20 protein-coding genes are annotated in these 17,571 nt (G+C 71.2%); 8 read left to right on the top strand and 12 right to left on the bottom strand.

Annotation, left to right across the window (positions count from 1 at the left end):
- Positions 1-25 precede the first annotated feature (25 nt).
- Entirely contained in the window at positions 26-508 is a 483-nt protein-coding gene (locus Aco03nite_RS09965; RefSeq protein WP_203794526.1) for an NADPH-dependent FMN reductase, read from the bottom strand.
- A 204-nt stretch (positions 509-712) separates the two neighbouring features.
- Between Aco03nite_RS09965 and Aco03nite_RS09960 the strand changes: the two genes are divergently transcribed.
- Positions 713-1,264 carry a winged helix-turn-helix domain-containing protein gene (locus tag Aco03nite_RS09960; protein ID WP_203794525.1) on the top strand — a complete coding sequence of 184 codons (552 nt, stop codon included), beginning with the start codon at positions 713-715 and terminating at the stop codon, positions 1,262-1,264.
- Positions 1,265-1,536: 272 nt separating this feature from the next.
- Complete coding sequence (locus Aco03nite_RS09955) at positions 1,537-2,532, top strand: S1 family peptidase (RefSeq protein WP_203794523.1); 996 nt, start codon at positions 1,537-1,539, stop codon at positions 2,530-2,532.
- A gap of 63 nt (positions 2,533-2,595) precedes the next feature.
- Here the strand turns inward: Aco03nite_RS09955 and Aco03nite_RS09950 are convergent, their stop codons facing one another.
- A complete protein-coding gene (locus Aco03nite_RS09950) occupies positions 2,596-3,312 on the bottom strand; it encodes a hypothetical protein (RefSeq protein ID WP_203794522.1) in 717 nt (238 codons plus the stop codon).
- Between the two features lie 145 nt (positions 3,313-3,457).
- On the opposite strand from Aco03nite_RS09950, the gene Aco03nite_RS09945 reads away from it, so the two are divergent.
- Positions 3,458-4,375 (top strand): serine hydrolase, encoded by a 918-nt coding sequence (locus Aco03nite_RS09945; protein WP_239145037.1) that lies wholly within the window; start codon positions 3,458-3,460, stop codon positions 4,373-4,375.
- On the opposite strand, the gene Aco03nite_RS09940 is transcribed toward Aco03nite_RS09945, so the two are convergent.
- Genes Aco03nite_RS09940 through Aco03nite_RS09930 form a run of 3 tightly spaced genes read right to left on the bottom strand, consistent with a single transcriptional unit; the run spans position 4,350 to position 6,189 of the window.
- On the bottom strand, positions 4,350-4,928 hold the full coding sequence (locus Aco03nite_RS09940; protein ID WP_239145036.1) for a DedA family protein: 579 nt from the start codon (positions 4,926-4,928) through the stop codon (positions 4,350-4,352). The two genes, Aco03nite_RS09945 and Aco03nite_RS09940, sit on opposite strands and share 26 nt — an antisense overlap.
- A complete protein-coding gene (locus Aco03nite_RS09935; RefSeq protein ID WP_203794520.1) occupies positions 4,925-5,692 on the bottom strand; it encodes an MBL fold metallo-hydrolase in 768 nt (255 codons plus the stop codon). The genes Aco03nite_RS09940 and Aco03nite_RS09935 overlap by 4 nt, the downstream gene beginning before the upstream one ends.
- A complete protein-coding gene (locus Aco03nite_RS09930) occupies positions 5,689-6,189 on the bottom strand; it encodes a DUF1990 domain-containing protein (RefSeq protein ID WP_203794518.1) in 501 nt (166 codons plus the stop codon). Before Aco03nite_RS09930 ends, Aco03nite_RS09935 begins: the two co-directional genes overlap by 4 nt.
- Before the next feature lie 80 nt (positions 6,190-6,269).
- Between Aco03nite_RS09930 and Aco03nite_RS09925 the strand changes: the two genes are divergently transcribed.
- From Aco03nite_RS09925 to Aco03nite_RS09910, 4 genes are read left to right on the top strand one after another with little or no spacing between them, the layout of a single operon-like run.
- Entirely contained in the window at positions 6,270-7,241 is a 972-nt protein-coding gene (locus tag Aco03nite_RS09925; RefSeq protein ID WP_203794517.1) for a diacylglycerol/lipid kinase family protein, read from the top strand.
- Entirely contained in the window at positions 7,238-8,251 is a 1,014-nt protein-coding gene (locus Aco03nite_RS09920) for a YihY/virulence factor BrkB family protein (protein ID WP_203794515.1), read from the top strand. The genes Aco03nite_RS09925 and Aco03nite_RS09920 overlap by 4 nt, the downstream gene beginning before the upstream one ends.
- A 38-nt stretch (positions 8,252-8,289) precedes the next feature.
- Complete coding sequence (locus Aco03nite_RS09915; protein ID WP_203794513.1) at positions 8,290-9,768, top strand: phosphatase PAP2 family protein; 1,479 nt, start codon at positions 8,290-8,292, stop codon at positions 9,766-9,768.
- Positions 9,765-10,541, top strand: coding sequence for an endonuclease/exonuclease/phosphatase family protein (locus Aco03nite_RS09910; RefSeq protein WP_203794512.1), 777 nt, complete (start codon positions 9,765-9,767; stop codon positions 10,539-10,541). Before Aco03nite_RS09915 ends, Aco03nite_RS09910 begins: the two co-directional genes overlap by 4 nt.
- Before the next feature lie 4 nt (positions 10,542-10,545).
- Here the strand turns inward: Aco03nite_RS09910 and Aco03nite_RS09905 are convergent, their stop codons facing one another.
- The 3 genes from Aco03nite_RS09905 to Aco03nite_RS09895 form a co-directional block, all read right to left on the bottom strand.
- A complete protein-coding gene (locus tag Aco03nite_RS09905; protein WP_203794510.1) occupies positions 10,546-11,067 on the bottom strand; it encodes a mycothiol transferase in 522 nt (173 codons plus the stop codon).
- A gap of 22 nt (positions 11,068-11,089) precedes the next feature.
- Positions 11,090-12,652 (bottom strand): GGDEF domain-containing protein, encoded by a 1,563-nt coding sequence (locus Aco03nite_RS09900; protein ID WP_203794508.1) that lies wholly within the window; start codon positions 12,650-12,652, stop codon positions 11,090-11,092.
- 88 nt (positions 12,653-12,740) lie between these two features.
- Positions 12,741-14,276, bottom strand: coding sequence for a tetratricopeptide repeat-containing protein (locus Aco03nite_RS09895; RefSeq protein ID WP_239145035.1), 1,536 nt, complete (start codon positions 14,274-14,276; stop codon positions 12,741-12,743).
- A gap of 74 nt (positions 14,277-14,350) precedes the next feature.
- Between Aco03nite_RS09895 and Aco03nite_RS09890 the strand changes: the two genes are divergently transcribed.
- The gene (locus Aco03nite_RS09890) at positions 14,351-15,139 is read left to right on the top strand and encodes a hypothetical protein (RefSeq protein WP_203794507.1); all 789 of its coding nucleotides are present in this window, start codon (positions 14,351-14,353) and stop codon (positions 15,137-15,139) included.
- Position 15,140: 1 nt separating this feature from the next.
- Here the strand turns inward: Aco03nite_RS09890 and Aco03nite_RS09885 are convergent, their stop codons facing one another.
- The 4 genes from Aco03nite_RS09885 to Aco03nite_RS09870 all read right to left on the bottom strand — a co-directional run bounded on the left by Aco03nite_RS09885 (position 15,141) and on the right by Aco03nite_RS09870 (position 17,421).
- Positions 15,141-15,323, bottom strand: coding sequence for a DUF4236 domain-containing protein (locus Aco03nite_RS09885; protein WP_203794505.1), 183 nt, complete (start codon positions 15,321-15,323; stop codon positions 15,141-15,143).
- Positions 15,324-15,387: 64 nt separating this feature from the next.
- Positions 15,388-15,843, bottom strand: coding sequence for an RrF2 family transcriptional regulator (locus Aco03nite_RS09880; protein ID WP_092554613.1), 456 nt, complete (start codon positions 15,841-15,843; stop codon positions 15,388-15,390).
- Positions 15,844-15,920: 77 nt separating this feature from the next.
- Positions 15,921-16,799 carry a helix-turn-helix domain-containing protein gene (locus tag Aco03nite_RS09875; RefSeq protein ID WP_203794503.1) on the bottom strand — a complete coding sequence of 293 codons (879 nt, stop codon included), beginning with the start codon at positions 16,797-16,799 and terminating at the stop codon, positions 15,921-15,923.
- Between the two features lie 190 nt (positions 16,800-16,989).
- Positions 16,990-17,421: an SsgA family sporulation/cell division regulator gene (locus Aco03nite_RS09870; protein WP_014446635.1), complete on the bottom strand. Its 432-nt coding sequence runs from the start codon at positions 17,419-17,421 to the stop codon at positions 16,990-16,992.
- Positions 17,422-17,571: the final 150 nt, after the last annotated feature.

Below are 17,571 nucleotides of genomic sequence, written 5' to 3'. Positions count from 1 at the left end.
TTGAATCGCGCGGCCATGGACCGGATCACCAGTCCATGGCCGCCGCGTATTTCTGGGCTATCGCGGTCGACTCGGGCAGGTCGGCCTCCAGCACCGGCAGGCCGGGCCGGACCACGATGGCGCCCAGCTCGACCAGCAGTTGCCGGAGCAGCGCCTCGGCGGCGGTCGCCTGGGTGGCGGAGCCGGCGGTCACCACCGGCACGGCCAGCTTGCCGGCCAGCGCCTGCGCGGGGAGCGGATCGAGCAGCACCTTGAGCACGCCGGAGTAGCTGCCCTTGAAAGTGGGGGTCGCCACCACCAGCAGGTTCGCCTCGCGGATGATGGCGCGCGCGGTCTCGGTGGACTCGTCGCCGGGGGCCAGCAGGCCGGTGCCGAGGGAACCGACCTCGATCACGTGCGGCTGTGGCGAGCCGAGCCGCTCGGCGATCGCCTCGCCGACGGCCACGGCCAGCGCGGACGTCCGCGACCCGGCACGCGGGTTGCCGGACACCACCACGATTCCCGTCATATCGGTGTGCGCCTCTCTCTGTCGACGGTCCACTCCCTGGGAAAGCCCAGCTATGGCGCTGCATATATCCTAGTTAACCGATAGGGGATTGTCACTGGCGGGGATATGATGCCCGCCACTACGATCGGATATGCCTATCTAACTGATAGGAAATGTATCCTTGCGGGGCGCCACCCCCCGATCCAGGAGTCAGAAGGAGCAGCCGTGTCCGTTCTCGCCGTCGCGCATCCGCACGCCACATACCCCCGCCCGGTCCTGCTGAGGCCGGTGCCCGAGCCGCCGCCGGAGCAGCAGTTGGACGACGATCAGGCCCCCGTGACCGTGACGATCAGCATCGCCGGGGGTGCCGGCGGCCGGGAGCGCGTGCTGGCCGCTCTCCGTGAGCTGGTCGACGCCGCCGGCGCCACCGCCGCGGTGGAGGTGGGCGCCACCGAGTCCGCCTCCCGGCCCGAGGGGGTCGCGGAGATCCGCCTCGACCCGCGGGCGCGCACCGCGTTCCGGGGCGGCCGCCTGCTCGAGCTGAGCCGCCTGGAGTACGACCTGCTCCTCTTCCTGGCCCGCCATCCGCGCCAGGTGTTCAGCCGCGCCCAGCTGCTCACCCACGTCTGGGGCCACCGGCACACCACCAACCGGACGGTCGACGTGCACGTCAGCCGCCTGCGCACCAAGCTCGACGACCCGGAGCTGATCACCACGGTGTACGGCCTCGGCTACCGGCTCGCGGACGACGCTCCGATCGTCGTCGTCGAGCGGTAGGCGGGTCGTCGAGGTGTGTCGATGTAGGAGCTGTGCCGGCCGGCGACGAAATGTTGCCGGCCGGTTACGCTTCTCGGTATTTTCATCCCGAAAGGGTCATAGGCTCACGATATGACGCAGATGTTTTCGCTGGTCACCATCATGTTGATCGATTTTTGGTGATCGTTCACGAGCCTTGCCCTTAGATCGAACAATTTGAATACTTCGAGCACGCGGTACGCCGGATCGGTGTACCCCACCCGTTCCCCCTGGGAGGAAACGTGCTCAACCCGATGCTTCGCCGACCGATCGTCGGCCTCGCGGTGGGCGTTCTCGTCGCCAGTGGCCTGGCCGCGTCCCCCGCCTCGGCCGCCCCCCTGATCAGCGCCGACCACTCGGCTCTCGCCAGCTCGCTGGACGCCAAACTCGGCGACCGCGACGCCGGCTCGTTCGTGCAGGACGGCAAGCTCGTCGTCAACGTGACCGACGCGGCGACCGCCGCCGAGGCGCGGGCCGCCGGCGCCACCGTCCGTTACGTCGCCAACAGCGGTGCCACACTGGCCGCCGCCGACGCGAACCTCAAGACCACCATGCGGGTTCCGGGCACCGCGTTCAGTGTCGACCCGGTCTCCAACAAGGTCGTGGTCAGCGTCGACGAGAGCGTCACCGGCGCTGAGCTCGCCGCCGTCCAGGCCACCGTCGCCAAGCTCGGCGACGCCGCCCGCCTGGAGAGCATCCCCGGCACGCTGAGCCCCCTGATCGCCGCCGGTGACGCCATCTACACCGGTGGCAGCCGCTGCTCGCTCGGCTTCAACGTGCGCAGCGGCAGCACGAACTACTTCCTGACCGCGGGTCACTGCACCAACGCCGGCACCACCTGGACCAACGGCTCGGCGACCCTCGGCACCCGGTCGGGCACCAGCTTCCCGGGCAACGACTACGGCATCGTCCGCTACACCAACACCACCATCGCCAAGACCGGCGGCTTCACCTCGGCCTCCACCCCGGCGGTCGGCACCGCCGTCACCCGGCGCGGCTCCACCACCGGTACCCGCACCGGCTCGGTCACCCAGCTCAACGCCACGGTGAACTACTCGCAGGGTTCGGTCTCCGGCCTGATCCGCACCACCGTCTGCGCCGAGCCGGGCGACAGCGGCGGCCCGCTCTACCGTGGCTCCGCGGCCTACGGTCTCACCTCCGGCGGCAGTGGCAACTGCTCCTCCGGTGGCGTGACCTACTTCCAGCCGGTCACCGAGGCGCTCAACGCCTACGGCGTGTCGATCTTCTGATCCCACCCCGTCACGGGCACGCCGGCCCCCGATCCACGCGGATCGGGGGCCGGCGCGCGTCCGTCATCCGTTCTCGTGCACCCGCTCCTCGCCGCGGCGGCGCAGCATCTTCAGACCGGGCAGGCCCGCGATGGCCAGGTGCAGGTCCTCGGTGACCTCGAGGAGCTTGTGCAGGTCCGGGCCGACCTGGTCGAGCTTGCCCAGCAGCGGCATCACGTCGGTGACCAGGTGGTGCTGCAGGGCCGGCAGCTCGTCGATCATCCGGATCGCGGCGGTCACCTCGTCCGGCGTCAGCTCGGCGACGAACCGGGCGGCCAGCGGAGCGGCATCACGCAGCGTCGGCGCGTAGTCGCCGACAAGAGTCTCGACCTCGCCGGCTACGGCGCCGGCCCGGTTCGCGATGGCCGTGACCTCGCTCACAGCCGTGGAGGCGTCGCCGACGAGCACGCCGGCCGCCTCGGCGGTGATCGACGCCCGTCGAACCAGATCGGCCGCGGTGGCCGAGGTGACGGCCACCTCCCGCACGGTCAGCGCCGCGACGTCCGCCACCGCCCGGGTCTCGGCCACCGTCGCCTCGACCGCGGTCACCACCGCGGAGACCCGGTTGATCAGGCTCTCCACCTGCGAGACCGCCACCGTCGCCCGGTTCAGCAAAAGCTCGCTCTGCCCGATCAGCCCGACCGCGCGCACCGGGATCGTCGCCGCGGTGGCCGCCGTCTCGATCACCTTGCCGACCGCTGCGGAGGTGAGCTGAACGGCGCCGGACAGAAGATTGAACATGCCTCCATTGTGCGCCGCGCGCGCACCCCGCACCCGGCTCCTCCGGGGTGACGCAACGTACGGGCGGCGCAGCCGAGCGTCGAAAGTCCGGAATACACAGGCCTCTGGCGTGTCACAGAGGCCGCCGACACGGCAGTATGCATGGGTGCCTAATCCCCGAAACCTGATCCTCGTAGCCGCCGCGGTGGGCATCCTGGGTGGTTCGGTGCTGGTCGCCCAGGGCATGCTGGGCGGCGGCTCCGGTGGGACCGGCTCGCTGGCCGGATCCTTCAGCGACGTGCCCGCGGCCAAGGCGTCCCCCACGCCGACCGGCCCCACCCCCGAGGAGCTGGCCGCCATCGAGCGTGCCAAGCGTGTCAAGACCCTCGACGCGGCTCTGAAGAAGTACGCCGCCGACAAGCCGGAGTTCTCCGTCGCCGTCTTCGACAAGAAGACCGGCGAGACCTACGCGTTCCGTGGCGACGAGAAGTACGAGACCGCCAGCATCGTCAAGGTGCAGGTGCTCGCCTGCCTGCTGATGACCGCGCAGGACGACGACCGCAAGGTCACCAGCAGCGAGAAGGCGCTGGCCGACAAGATGATCCGGTACAGCGACAACGCCGCCACCACGTCGCTGTTCGGCAAGATCGGCCGCTACACCGGGCTCAGCGCCTGCAACAAGCGCCTCGGCCTCACCCAGACCAAGGTCAGCAGCTCCTGGGGGCTCACCAGGACCACGGTGAAGGACCAGGTGAAGTTGCTCGCCGCGATCGAGGACGAGAAGGGCGAGCTGAACGAAACCTCCCGGGCGTACGCCCACAAGCTGATGACCACCGTCGCCACCGACCAGGACTGGGGTGTCCCGGCCGTGGCCGGCGAGGACGAGGACGCCGCCGTGAAGAACGGCTGGCTGCAGCGCTCCACCGAGAAGAACCTGTGGATCATCAACACGGTCGGTCAGGTCACCGGCGACGAGACCGACGTGTCGATCGCCGTGCTCTCGCACACCAACAAGACCATGACCAGCGGCATCAGCATGGTGGAGCGGGTCGCCAAGCTCACCCGGACGCACCTGAAGTACTGATCGCCCGTCGTCGTTCCCACCACGTCAGGGCCTGGTTGACCAGCAGGATCGCCACCACCGCGGCGACCACGCCCTGCCACGGCTCCGGGAAGATCGACCCGCCGGCCAGCCCGATCGCGGCGTAGACCAGCGACCACAGCGCGCAGGCCGGCAGGTTGGCGACGACGAACGTACGCCAGGGGATCCCGGCGAAGGCGGCCGCGAGAAGCACCGGGACGCGGCCGCCCGGGATCAGCCGGGACACCAGCAGCACCGGCACCTGCCGCCGGGTCAGCCGCTGTTTCACCCCGGCCAGGTGCTCCTCGTCGCGCAGCCAGCGCAACCGGCGGGCCAGTTTCTCCCCGCCGAACCGGCACATCGCGTACATCACCAGATCGCCCAGGTAAGCCCCGGCCGCGCCCGCCGCCACCACCAGCGCGATCGAGAACGGGTGCTCGTGGAACATCAGCGCCGCCGTCCCGCTCACCGCGGCCCCGGTCGGCACGATCGGCACCACCGCACCGAACGACACCACCAGCACCAACCAGCCGAGCGCGCCCAGCAGGTCGATCACGCGGCGGCGCCCAGGTCCAGGGTCTCGCCGTGGGCCAGCACCCGCACCCGGCTGTCCGGTGCGGCCTGCGCCGCGAACTCGGCGAACCGGGCGCCCGGCTCGTCGAACATGTGCCGCCGCACCCGGCCCATCCCGATCGGCCACAGCGTCCCGTAGTGCACCGGCACCGCCCACGACGCCTTCACCCGGCGCAGCGCCTCGGCGCCGTCCCGGGCGTCCAGATGCCCGTGCGCGCCCAGGGTCGGGCCCCAGCCGCCGACCGGGATCAGCGCCAGGTCCAGCGGCCCCAGATCGGACATCTCGTCGAACAGGCCGGTGTCCCCGGCGTACCACGCCCGGGCCTGTCCCTCCACCACGAACCCGACGGCCATCGCCCGATCCCGCGACCACGGACCCCGGGTGCCGTCGTGCCGGGCCGGCACCGCCCGCACCCGGACCGCGCCCACCTCGGTCTGTTCACCCGGCGCCAGCTCCACACAACGGCCGGCCGCCTCCCGGCCCAGGGCGCGGGCGGTGAACTCCCGGGCCCCCTTCGGCACGATCAACAGCGGATTTCCCGGTACGGCACGAAGTGACGCGCAGTGGAAGTGATCAGCGTGCAGGTGCGACAGCAGGATCGCGTCCGGGGCGCCGGGAAGCCGGGGCGCCGGGCCGGCCATCCGCCGGAGATGGGCGAGCCGGCCGGTCAGCACCGGGTCGGTCAGCAGCCCGGTGCCGGAGTCCTCGATCCACGCCGTGCTGTGTCCCCACCAGGTCACTCTCACCGTTTCACGGTACCCAGACGGCGCAGGGCCAACCCGCAGAGGCGCGCGAACACGTGCTGGAAGGCGACCCCGAACGGGCCCACCACCCGCATCAGGGTGCTCGCCGGGCGACTGAACGCGGTCACCGTCAGCCACACCCGGTCGTGCTCGTCGCGCTCCACCACGAACGCCTCCTCACCGCTGGCCGGATGCCCCGGACGGGTGCCGTACGCGAACCCGATCCGGTCACCCTCCTCCAGCGTCCAGACCACCTCGCACGGCGCCCGCAGCGGCCCGATCCGCACGGTGAGCAGCACCCCCGGCGCGGCCCGCCCGGCGTCGGCGGTGACACCGGCGCCGATCGCCCGGTGCATCCGGAAGGCCAGGACCGCGGCACCGGCCCGGTCCAGCACCTCCTGGCCGGTGCCGATCCGGGCGCGGTGGCGCAGATGCCGGTAACCACCGGGCAGCCGCCCGGTCCGGGTCGCACCCACATGGGGGTAGGTCAAGTCGGTCACCCGACCAGTGTGCCCCCGGAGAGTGCACGACTGCGCCCGTCGAGTCGCTGCCGTGACATGTCTCCGGCACACTGAGCGACGTGACTGGACCCCGCTCCGCCATCGTGTTCAACCCCAGCAAAGTGGCCGATCCCGATCACCTGCGGCGCACCGTCCACGAGGCGTTGCGCCGGGCCGGGTGGCCGGAGCCGTCCTGGTACGAGACGACGCCCGACGATCCCGGCCGAGGTCAGGCCAAGCAGGCCATCGGTGAGGGCGCCGAGCTGGTCTTCGCGTGCGGTGGCGACGGCACCGTGACCGCGGTCGTCACCGCCCTGACCGGCAGCGACGTGGCCCTGGCCGTCCTGCCCGCCGGCACCGGCAACCTGCTCGCCGCCAACCTGGGTCTCGGCAACGACCCGGCCGCCGGGCTGCAGGTCGCCCTGGAGGGTGGCCGCCGGCGCATCGACGTCGGCACGCTCGGTGACAAGTGCTTCGTGGTGATGGCCGGCATGGGCTTCGACGCCCAGATGCTGGAGGACACCTCGGAGCGGGCGAAGAAGCACATCGGCTGGCCCGCCTACCTCGGCGGCGCCGCCAAACACCTGCTCGACCGGCCGATGCGGGCCCGGATCCGGCTGGACGGCGGCCCGCCCATGCCGCGCCGCCCGGCCGCCGTGATCGTCGGTAACGTGGGCCGGCTGCAGGGCGGGGTGAAACTGCTCAGCAAGGCCGATCCCGCCGACGGCCGGCTCGACGTGGCCATCCTCAGCCCGACCAACCTGGCGCACTGGGCGGCCCTGGTCTGGGCCGTGATGAGCCGCCGCAAACGGGTGCCGCTGATGGAGACGTTCACCGCACAGCGGGTTGAGATCTACAGCAACCGGGCACAGGCCCGCCAGCTCGACGGCGACACGATCACCCCGGGCAAGGTCATGAAGATCGGGGTCCGGCACCGGGCGCTGCTGCTCTGCGTGCCCCAGCCGGACGCCGACCCGGACCTGGCGTACGACGCGTCGGCGGTCGCCGAGCGTGCGGAGCCGATCAAGAAAGCGGCCGAGGAGAAGGCTTGAGCAGTACCGAACCGGTCCCCGAGACCCGGATGATGGCCGGGGACAAGCTCTCCGCCGACGACGCCTTCCTCGCGTTGCTGCACTACGGGCGCTGGCCCCTGCTGCACGACGCGTTCGTCCGGTTCCGCTACGGCGACGGCTTCAGCCACGCCCGGGCCTTCGGCTTCCAGCTCTGCCTGGCCATCGTCCCGTTCCTGATCGCCCTCTCCGGCCTCGCCACCGACCTCGGCGTGGAGGACGGCGGCCAGGTCGTCGCGGACACCGTCATCGCACTCACCCCCGGCGCCAGCGCACCACTGGTCACCGAGCTGCTGATGGACGACGACCGCACCGAGGACGCCGGGGAACTCGCTCTCGCCCTCGGTATGGTCACCGGACTGTTCGCACTGACCAGCGCGATGGCCCAGATCGAACGCGGCGCCAACCGCATCTACGGCGTCGAACGCGACCGGCCGGCCCTGCGCAAATACTTCCGCGCCGCGGTCCTCGCCCTGGTCGCCGGGCTGCCCGCGCTCTTCGGCTTCCTGATCCTGGTGGCCGGCAAGGCCGCCGGCGACTCGGCCGAGCAACATTTCGGCATCTCCGGCGGGTTGCGGGTGGCCTGGGACGTGGTGCGGTGGCCACTGAGCCTGGTCCTGATCATCTTCGCGGTGGCCCTTCTCTTCCGCCATTCGGTACGCCGGAACCAGCCCGCCCTCTCCTGGCTGCTGTTCGGGGCGGTGGTGTCGACCGTGCTGTGGTGGCTGGCCAGTCTGCTGCTGGCCGGGTACATCCGGTTCAGCGACGCCTTCGGTGCCACCTACGGGCCGCTCACCGCGATGATGGCGCTGCTGCTCTGGGCCAACCTGACCGGAATCGCCCTCTTCCTCGGGCTCGCCTTCGCCGCCCAGCTGGAGGCCCGCCGGGTCGGTGTGCCCAAGCCCGCCCAGGAGGACCGCTGGGAGCCGGAGGAACAGCCGGAGATCCCGTCACCGCGCGACCCCGGTGTGACGACCGAGCCCGCCGGGTAAGTCACCGCGCACCCCCTCCCCGAGAGTTGGAGCGCGCAGTGACGACCGACGAGAACCGAGTGGTGGAACGCACCGGCTGGGCGCCCGTGCGGCATTTCGCCGAACGCAGTGTGCTGGGACTGATCGTGGTCGCCGCGATCGGGCTCACCTTCGGCGTCTTGTTGCTGCTGGTCCGGTTCCACTGGCGGCCACTGCTCGACCTCGACCAGTCGGTGGCGCACGGGCTGAACTCCTGGGCCGCCGGATCCGAGACGACGGTGGCGGTGCTCCAGCAGATCTCCTCGTTCGGTGGCCGCGGCGTACTCCTCCCGCTGGTGGTCCTCGCCGCCGCCCTGCTGTTCCTGCGCAGACTGCCCCGGCCGGCGATCTACCTGCTGGTCACCGGCGCCGGCGCGCTGATCCTCGACCCGTCGCTGAAAGCGCTGATCGGGCGGCTCCGGCCGGTCGTCGAGATCCCGGTCGCCTCCGCGCCCGGCAACAGCTTCCCCAGCGGGCACGCGCTCGGCTCGATGGTCGTCTACGGGATGCTCGTGCTGGTCTTCCTGCCCGCGATGCGGCGCGCGTGGCGGCCCTGGTTCATCGGGCTGGCCGCGCTGATCGTCGCCGCCGTCGGGTTCACCCGGATCGCCCTCGGCGTGCACTTCCTCTCCGACGTGCTCGGCGGCTGGCTGCTCGGGATCGCCTGGATCAGCGTCACCGCGTACGCCTTCCGGATCTGGCGCCGCGAAGCCGGCCACGAGACGCCGCCGATCACCGACGGCCTCGACCCGGAAGCCGGCCCCGACCTGCGCCCCGCCCCCGCCGAGGAGGCCGTGCTGCCGCACCCGTGGGCCAAGGGCGCCGAGATCCTGGTCGGCTGGGTCTTCGTGTTCGGCCTGCTCTACCTGGTCGGCTACTCGGTGAACAGGTGGGAGCCGCCGTTCGACGACGCCGTCCCGCGCTGGCTCCAGACCTTCCGGACCCCCGACCTCGACCACCTGAGCTGGCTCGCCAGCAAAGCCGGCGACACACACGCCATCCTGATCATCTCGCTGATCTTCTGCCCGCTGGCCCTGGCCGCGTGGCGGCAGTGGCGGCCGGTCCTCTTCCTGGCCCTCACCATGATCGGCGAGCTGACCCTCTTCCTCTGCGCGGCCGCCTCGGTCGGCCGGGAACGCCCGTCCGTCGAACAGATCGACGGTCAGATGCCGACCTCGTCGTTCCCGTCCGGGCACATCGCCGCCACCATGTGCCTATGGGTGGCGATCGCGATCATCGTGATGGCCCGGGTCCGGCAGCCGTGGCGCTGGATCTTCCCGGCCCTGGCCGTGATCATGCCGGCGATCGTCGCCCTGTCCCGCATGTACCGCGGCATGCACCACCCCACCGACGTGATGGGCGCGCTGCTGCTGACCACGGCCTGGATCGGCGTCCTGTGGTGGGTGATCCGCCCCAACGCACACGCCGAGACGCTGTCCGAGGCCGCGGCCGAGGCGGAGAAGGCCACCCGCTCCCGCGACCTGGAGAAGGTCGGATGACGTTGCGCCTGATGACCTGGAACATCAAACACGGCGGCGGTGACCGTCTCCCGTCGATCATCCAGGTGATCCGCACCGAGCAACCCGACGTCCTGTGCCTGCAGGAGCTGCTGAACTACCGCGCCTACGGCCGCCGCCGCCTCCACCAGCTGGCGGCGGCAGTGGGCATGGAAGCCCACATGGCCCCGTCGGCGTTCGCCCAGCCGGTGGCGGTCCTGATCCGCCCACCACTACACATCACCCACCGCACGTCGGTGACATGGCGTCTGCACCACGCGGCAGCCGTGGTCCGCACCGAGACCACCGCCGGCCCCCTGACGGTGGTGAGCACCCACCTGAACCCGTTCTCCCCGACCCGCCGCTACCGAGAGGCCCGCTGGCTCGCCGCTCGCTACGCTTCTCGCGGTGGGCTGGCGTTGATCGCCGGAGACATGAACGGGCTCGACCCCCGCGGCGATCACGAACGGGAACTCGCCGCCCTGCCATCGCTCTACCGGCAGCGCCACCTGGCCCCGGACGGTACCGCCGACACCAGGGCCATCGCGGCCTTCCACGAACAGGGGTACACCGACCTGTGGCACACCGCCGGCGACGGTGACGGCCGGACCGTCCCCACCGATTACGCGGGCCGCGAGTTCGGCGCCGTCCGACTGGACTACATGATGGCGAGCCCCGCTCTGGCAGCTCGGACCGAGCGCGTCTGGTCCGTCCGGGACGAGACCACCGCGACAGCTTCCGACCACTACCCGGTCCGCGCCGACGCCGACCTCTGACCGGTCACTCGCCGACGGGGCCTCCGGCCAGTTCGACGACGACGTCGAGGTGGCCGGCGTGCCTGGCGTATTCCTGGAGCAGGTGGAAGCAGATCCGCTCCAGACCGGCTGGATCGTCGCCGGCCCAGCGTGGGCCGGGCCGGCCCACCGCCTCCAGGTCGTTCCCGGTGATCACCGCTGTGGTGCGGACACCCTGCGCCCGGAGCGCGGCAGTCAGATCGGCCAGGCTCTCCGACGGATCGACGTGCCAGCGGTCGTCCTTGCGGTCGCCCCACGGCTCGGCGACGTCACGGCCCTGAAAACCCCATTCCAGCCAGCGCAACTCCACGAACCGTAGATGCTTGAGCAGCTCAAGTGGTGTCCACCCGGATGGCAGGCGGCTGGACCGCAGCTCGGCCTCGGGTAGGCCGGCGGCCTTGGCCAGGACGGTCTCCCGGTAGAAGTCCAGGTACCGGACGAAGACCTCGGCCCGCCCGGCGGCAGGGGTCATGGGCGAGGGGAACGGGATCGTCGAGTCATCGGCCATACCTGGATTCTGCACCGAGGGATCAGCCGGCGACGACGCGGTCGCGGCCGGAGCGTTTGGCGGCGTACAGGTTGCGGTCGGCGGTGGACAGCAGGGCCGACAGGCTGGTCTCGCCGGGTTCCACGGTGGTCACCCCGATGCTGGTGGTCACCTGGAGGGTTCCGGTGACCGGTTCCCAGCCGTGTGCCCGGATCCGCAGCCGTAGCCGTTCGCAGCGCATCGCCGCCTCCTCCGCGTCCACTCCGGGAAAGGCGAGCAGGAACTCCTCCCCGCCCATCCGGGCCGCGATGGCCGCTCCCGGCGCGGCTTCTTCGAGCAGTTCGGCGACGTGCTGCAGGACGGTGTCGCCGGTGGCGTGCGACAGCGTGTCGTTGATGCGTTTGAAGTGGTCGAGGTCGACGATCGCCACGGACAGCGGCCGGCCCCGTTCCGCGGACTCGACCATCAGTGCGGGCAGCCGTTCGTTGACATACCGCCGGTTGTGCAGTCCGGTGAGGGCGTCCCGGTGGGCCATCTCCCGGAAGTGTTCGCTGGCCCGGCGGGCTTCGTTGGCTTCGAAGACGGCCTGCAGGGCGCGGGCCCGGGCGTCGCGCTGCACCGATTGCAGGGCGGTCATGTCGGCGTGGAAACTGCGGTGTTCCTCGTACGCCTCCGCGTAGCGCCCGGTGTCGGCGTAGAGGGCGGCCTGTTCCTGGCGGACCCGGGCCCCGATGGCGCCGAGTTGCCGTTCGGCGCAGGTGGCCCGGGCCGCGTCGAGGGCGTCCTGGGCGGCCGCGTACCGGCGGTCGAGCCGCCGGGCCCGGGCGAGGGTGAGCCGGCACTCGGCGACGGCGTCGCCTTCGGTGGCGACGACGAGGTCGGCGAGTACCGGGGTGAGCAGTTCCTCGACGGCGGCGTACCGATGGCTCATCAGTTCGACCTGGGCCATGGTGTCGAGTTCGTTGGCGGTGAACCGGTGTCCGTTGCGCTGCTGGACGTCGCGCATCTGGGCGACGAGGGCGCGGGCCTCGGTCTCGTCGCCGAGCTCGGCGGCGCTGTACGCCATGTTGTTGAGCATGGCGAGGACCATCTCGTGGTCGCCGGCCTGGGCGGACAGCGCGAGTGCCTCCCGGCCGCGGCGTTTGCCGTCGGCGTGCGAGCCGGTGTCGGACAGGGAGACGGCGAGGGTCATCAGGTGCCGGGCCCGCAGGTGGGCGGGCACGTCGTCGCTGAGGAAGGCGACACTCTGCACGGCATGGGTGAGGGCGTCGGAGAAGTCGCCGACGTGCCGGTAGAAGACGGCGAGTTCCCGGTGGGCGCGGGCCAGCACGTACCGGGCCTCGTTCTCCTCGGCCCAGACCTTCACCTGGAGCGCGAGCTGGCCGCCTTCGCCGGTCTGTCCTTCCCGGAGCAGGACGCCGGCCTGGAGCAGGACGGCCCGCTGGACCACTTCGGTGTCGCCGACCTCCTCGGCCCGCTGGCGGAGCGCGGCGGCGGGCGCCCACACGGTCCGGAACTGGGACGGGGTACGCGCCTCGAGTTCCGTCACGGCGGTCTCGAGTTCGGTGAGCTGCCGGGTCTGCTCGCTGGGGACGAGGGTCGTCACTGTGCCTCTTCCCTGTCGTGGCCGTGACGCCCTACGGTCCGGGGTGGGGGGAGCGGCCCGGGTCGCAGCCGGTTGCGGAACGGTTGCATCACCGCCTGGTGCACGCCGTGCCGGCCTCCGTGGTGGTGTCCGCGCCCCGGATCGCGACGGTGAAGCAGTAGTCCAGGTCGGGGTTGAGGCTGTAGACGACGTAGTCGGCGGCTCCGCGGGGCAGGTCGGCGATCTTCACCGGGGGCTGTCCGTCCCGTCCGCCGGTGATCAGCACGTCGCCGGTGGCACCGCGCGGGTAGGCCCACTGGAGGGCGATGCTGTCGCCGCCGTCGCGCAGCAGGACGTTCGGCGAGGCGGCCGGTGGGGCGGGGGAGTCGGCCGGCCGCTTCGCCCCGTCGGCGCCGGGCAGGGTGAGGATGACCAGGGCCGCGGCGCCGGCGACCCCACCGGCCAGCAGCGCGGCGAGGAGCAGTTGGTGGCCGGTGCGAGATCTTCCGGGCTTGCCGGTACGCACCGGCAGGCGCCGTGAGTTGGGCGGATCGGTGCGGGTGCCGGTCCGGGCCGTACCGACGGGAAGTGGTTTGCCGTCCTCGCCGTAGTCGGGGGCGCGGTTGCCGGGCAGGGGTGGCGGGGTGTCGGCGCGGGCGTGCCGGCCGGTCGGGTCGCCGGGCAGCCCGAGGTCGGCCAGGTAGAGCGGCTGCTGGTAGACGTTGCCGTTGGGGTCGGTGGCCCGGTTGTCGGCCGGGGGCAGATCGTCGTAGAAGTCCTCGGGCGGCACCGGGTAGACCGTGCCGGCCGGGTCGGTGGGCCGGTCGTCGGGTGGCGGCTGGCCGGGTGCGTCGGCGGGGAACGGTGACGGCCGGGAGCCGGCCGGGTCGGGCACCGTGGGGCGGCGGGGGAAGGGCCGGAACGGGGTGCCGCCGGAGGTGTCGCGGCTGCCGCAGGTGTGCCGCCCGGCGGTGGCGCCGGCGACCAGGGCGGCGGTCTGCCGGGCCAGCGGATGGTCGGCCGGCAGGTAGCGCGCGCTCAGCTCACCGGCCAGGGTCAGGTGCTCGCGGGACTCGTCGTCGTGGCCGCAGTCGCGTTCCATCGCGCCGAGCCGGGCCAGCATCTTGATGCCGGCCGGGCTGGCGTCGCCGTGCACCCGGCGGTGCCGCCGCCAGGCCCGGGCCAGCCGGGAGCGGGCGGTGGCGCAGTGGCCGGCGGCGTGTTCGGCGGTGGCCAGGTCGGCTTCGGCGGCCAGGACCCGGGGGGAGTCGGGGCCGTCCAGCAGGGCGAGTTCGCCGATCAGGTCGTGGTAGACGGAGACGGCCCGGCCGTGCTGGCCGATCCGCTGGAGCACCGCGGCGTGCAGGGCGGCGGCGGCGATGGTGCGCTCGTCCCGGCGGCCGTGCAGGCGCTCGTCGGCGGAGTGCGCGAAGGCGGCCGAGAGCCGGGCGGTTTCCGGGTCGCCGAGGGCGATGAGGACGCGGGCGTGCAGGGTGGCGGCGACCGCGAGGTCGGCGGTGGCGCGGCGGGGGTCGGCGTCGGCGGTGCGGAGCAGATCGTCCAGAACGGCCCGGGCGCCCGCGAGATCGCCCGACGACGACAGGGTCTGCGCCTGGGCGGTGACTTCGGCGAGCGGAGGGGCCATGTATCCCATAGTGCTCAACTGAACACCCTCGGTACAAGTTTCCGGTAGCGAAGTGGACACGGTAGAACTGCGATATGTCCAAGCTTGATCTACTCGCTCATCACCTGCACACCTGGGCGGAGTCGGCGTTGCGCCGGTCCCGCCGGGTGACCTATGTGCATGGATACGCCGACGACGACGGAGGTGCCGGAGCGGAGACGGCGGCACGTGTTCTGAGCGAATTGCCCGATCTTGCACGGGGCCGGGAACTGTCCATGGTGGCCGTCGGCCGGGACATGGACGAGGTGGGGAAGCGGCTGACCGCGGTGCGGGCCGGATTCCCGGTGCTGCCGATCGGTGGCGGGACCGACGAGCGGCTGGCCGTCGCGCTGAAAGCGGCCGGTGCGTCGAACGTACCGCTGCTGGCCTATCTGGACGCGTCGGCCGCGAGCGAACCGCCCGCGGCGACCACCATCCGCGCGATCACCGGGGGCAAACCGGCCGAGGTGCTGCTGGTGCTGCCGCCGGGCGGTGTGTACCAGGGGCCGGGTTTCCCGCTCGTCTCGTCGGCCGCGTTGGCGAACGGCGAGGTGGTGGTCTTCGCGACCACGTCGGCCAAGAGTCTGGAGAGTTTCAAGGACGCGCTGTGGGCGGCCGAGCCGGACCGGCCGGTGGAGGAGGGCGAGCTGCGGCGGGCGCTGCTCGGTCACCTGGCCGCCGAGGGGCCCTCGACGGTGACCGAACTGCGCACCTTCGCCCTGACCTGGACCGATTACCGGTCCGCCGACGTCACCCCGGTGCTCTACGACCTGATCGACACCGGGGAGGTCGCCCGCAAGCCGGCGGAGGGCCGGCTCGGCGGCGACGTCGTGATCAGTCTCTGACCTAGGACGAGCGGCTCTTGTCCTGCTTCCAGGAGATCGGGCCGGGCAGGTCGTAACGGTGCGCGCGGGTCTTGGAGTTCCACGACCACTTGCCGATTTTGAAGCTGAACGAGGAGTAGCCGTTCTCGGTGAAGTTCAGGACCAGCGGCCCGATCTTCTTACGCTTGCGGAAAACGATGCCCATCGGAACCACTCCCATCGACGTTGCTGATGGGAGCACGGTTCCCGATGGCGCCGATTCACAAACGTCAGCGTGGCTGCCAGGCGTCCGGGCGGGTGGTCAGCTTGCGGACGTGGGCCGGCATCCGCCCGCTGATCAGCTCGGCGAGACTCACCTCGTCGACCACTTCGCGCACGGCGGCACGCACCGCGACCCACAGGTTCGGCAGGTTCTCGGCGGCGCCGGTGTACTGCGTCTCCTCCGGACGGAGGCCGCGCACCCCGGCGAGCGGGCCGTCGACGGCCCGCAGGATCTGGCCGATCGTCACGTCCCGGGGTGGGTGCGACAGCGTGTAGCCGCCCTCGGCACCACGTTGTGCGCGCACCACACCGGCACGACGCAGGTCGGCGAGCACTGCCTCGAGGAACTTCCGGGGCATCTCTTGGTCTTGAGCGATGGCCTGGGCGGACATCAGCGCCGGGTATGCCTGCGCCAAGCTGAGGGCGGCCCGGACCGCGTAGTCGCCGCGCGCGGAGATCTGCACCCGACTATTCTGCCCCGGCCACGCAATCCGGATGCACATACCCCAGGGTTTTATGGGAATTAACGGTGGGTGAGTGTTCAGTCGCTGGGATCCCGGGGAGCCGGAATCCCGCCTGGACGGTCGTCCCCGTACCGGCCGCGGAACTGACCGGGACTCAGTCCGGTCTCCCGGTGGAAGAACCGGCCGAAGTTGGTCGGCTCCCCGAATCCCAGGATGCGGCCCACCTCGGCGACCGACAGCGCGGTCGCCGCGAGCAGGCGCCTGGCCTGCAGCGCCACCCGGTCGTCGACCACCTGCTTGGCGGTACGCCCGGTCAGCGCCAGACTGGCCCGGGTCAGGGTACGCACCGAACAGCCCAGCTCCGAGGCGTAGTCCTCGACCCGCCGGGTGTGCGGGTAACCCTCCTCCAGCCGGATCCGGAACCGCTCGAACGTCCGGCCCTCGACGTGGTCCAGCGTCTCGTCGGCCGGATCGATCGCCCGGATCCGCAGCAGCAGCGCGGCCAGCTGGTGGCGTAACAGCGCGGCGGTGACCGAGCCGGACGGCCCGGCGGTGTCGGCGGCCAGGTGGGCGAACGCGGTCCGGAAGACCTCGGGATCGGGCAGGGCCAGCGGCGTACGGGCGGGCCCGGCCGGAGCGTCGGGATTCACCCCCGGCAGCTCGCCCGGACCGAAAAGTCCCGGCCGGAAGACGATCGTCACCGGATCGTCCGGTGCTTCGGCGAACCGCACCGCCTGCCCGGGCCGGACCCAGAGCAGTGTGCCCGCGGCGGCCGGATGCTCGTCGAAATCGATCTCGGTGAGCAGCGGTCCGCCGGTGCTGAGCACGAGCGCGTGACAGTTCAGTAGGTCGGTGGTGGCGCCGGCGGCCACCGGCAGGATGCTGCTCCCGATGCCCGACCAGTCCGGTGGACGGGCGGCGGGTGCCGGCTCGGTGTATTGAATGAGTGCTGACATCGCGCCTGACGGTAGTCGTCGATGCGTTCCTTCGCATCCACTAGCGCACCGACTGAACTAAATGTCCGTTTTATGGCTCGGGATTCGCTATACGTCCGATTCCGATTTCTTTTCGGAGATCGATTGCTTTTCCGGATAAAGGGCGACCCGCGCGGACCGGCAGTGTCCGAGCGGGTCGCCCTTATCTCGCTTAACGCCCGGCCAGCAGCCGGTTGACCGCCGCGTCGACGTCCAGGTGATCGGACTCCCGTCCGCGGGGCACCACCACGTAGGTGCGCCGCAGGAACCGGACCAGGACGCTGCGCGGAACCTCGAACAGCGCGTTCCCGTCGGGTGACGAGAGCGCCAGAGCGACGAAGTCGCCCCGCGGGGTGGCCCACGGCCACACCCGGACGTCGCCGATCCCGGCCGGCTCATCGAGCCCGGTCACGAGCAGTTCCCGCGCAAAAGACCAGCTCACGGCTTCCCCACCGGCTGATTCTGCATGGAACAACACGTGAACCGCATAGGGGTCGGCTGGGTCGTAACGCAGACTGGCGCGCACGGGCAGTGCCGTCGCGTCAGGCGCTACGAGCCGCAGCGAGGTTTCGACCTCGACGGTCGTTGGACGAATGGTACTCATGGACGAACTCCCCCCGGCACCGCTGCGAGGCTGGTGAACCCCGCGTTTCCCATACTCAGGTGATCCCTGTCGTTACGCTCCGCCATACGCTGATCTCACCCAGTAGTGGGAAGGCGGTTCCGAAAACGGTTCCAAGCGAGACACAATGAG

Source organism: Actinoplanes couchii (assembly GCF_016862075.1).
In the GTDB taxonomy this organism is placed as follows: Bacteria; Actinomycetota; Actinomycetes; order Mycobacteriales; family Micromonosporaceae; genus Actinoplanes; species Actinoplanes couchii.
The sequence above is the reverse complement of the archived record's forward strand: the minus strand, read 5'-3'. Positions and strand labels throughout refer to the sequence as shown.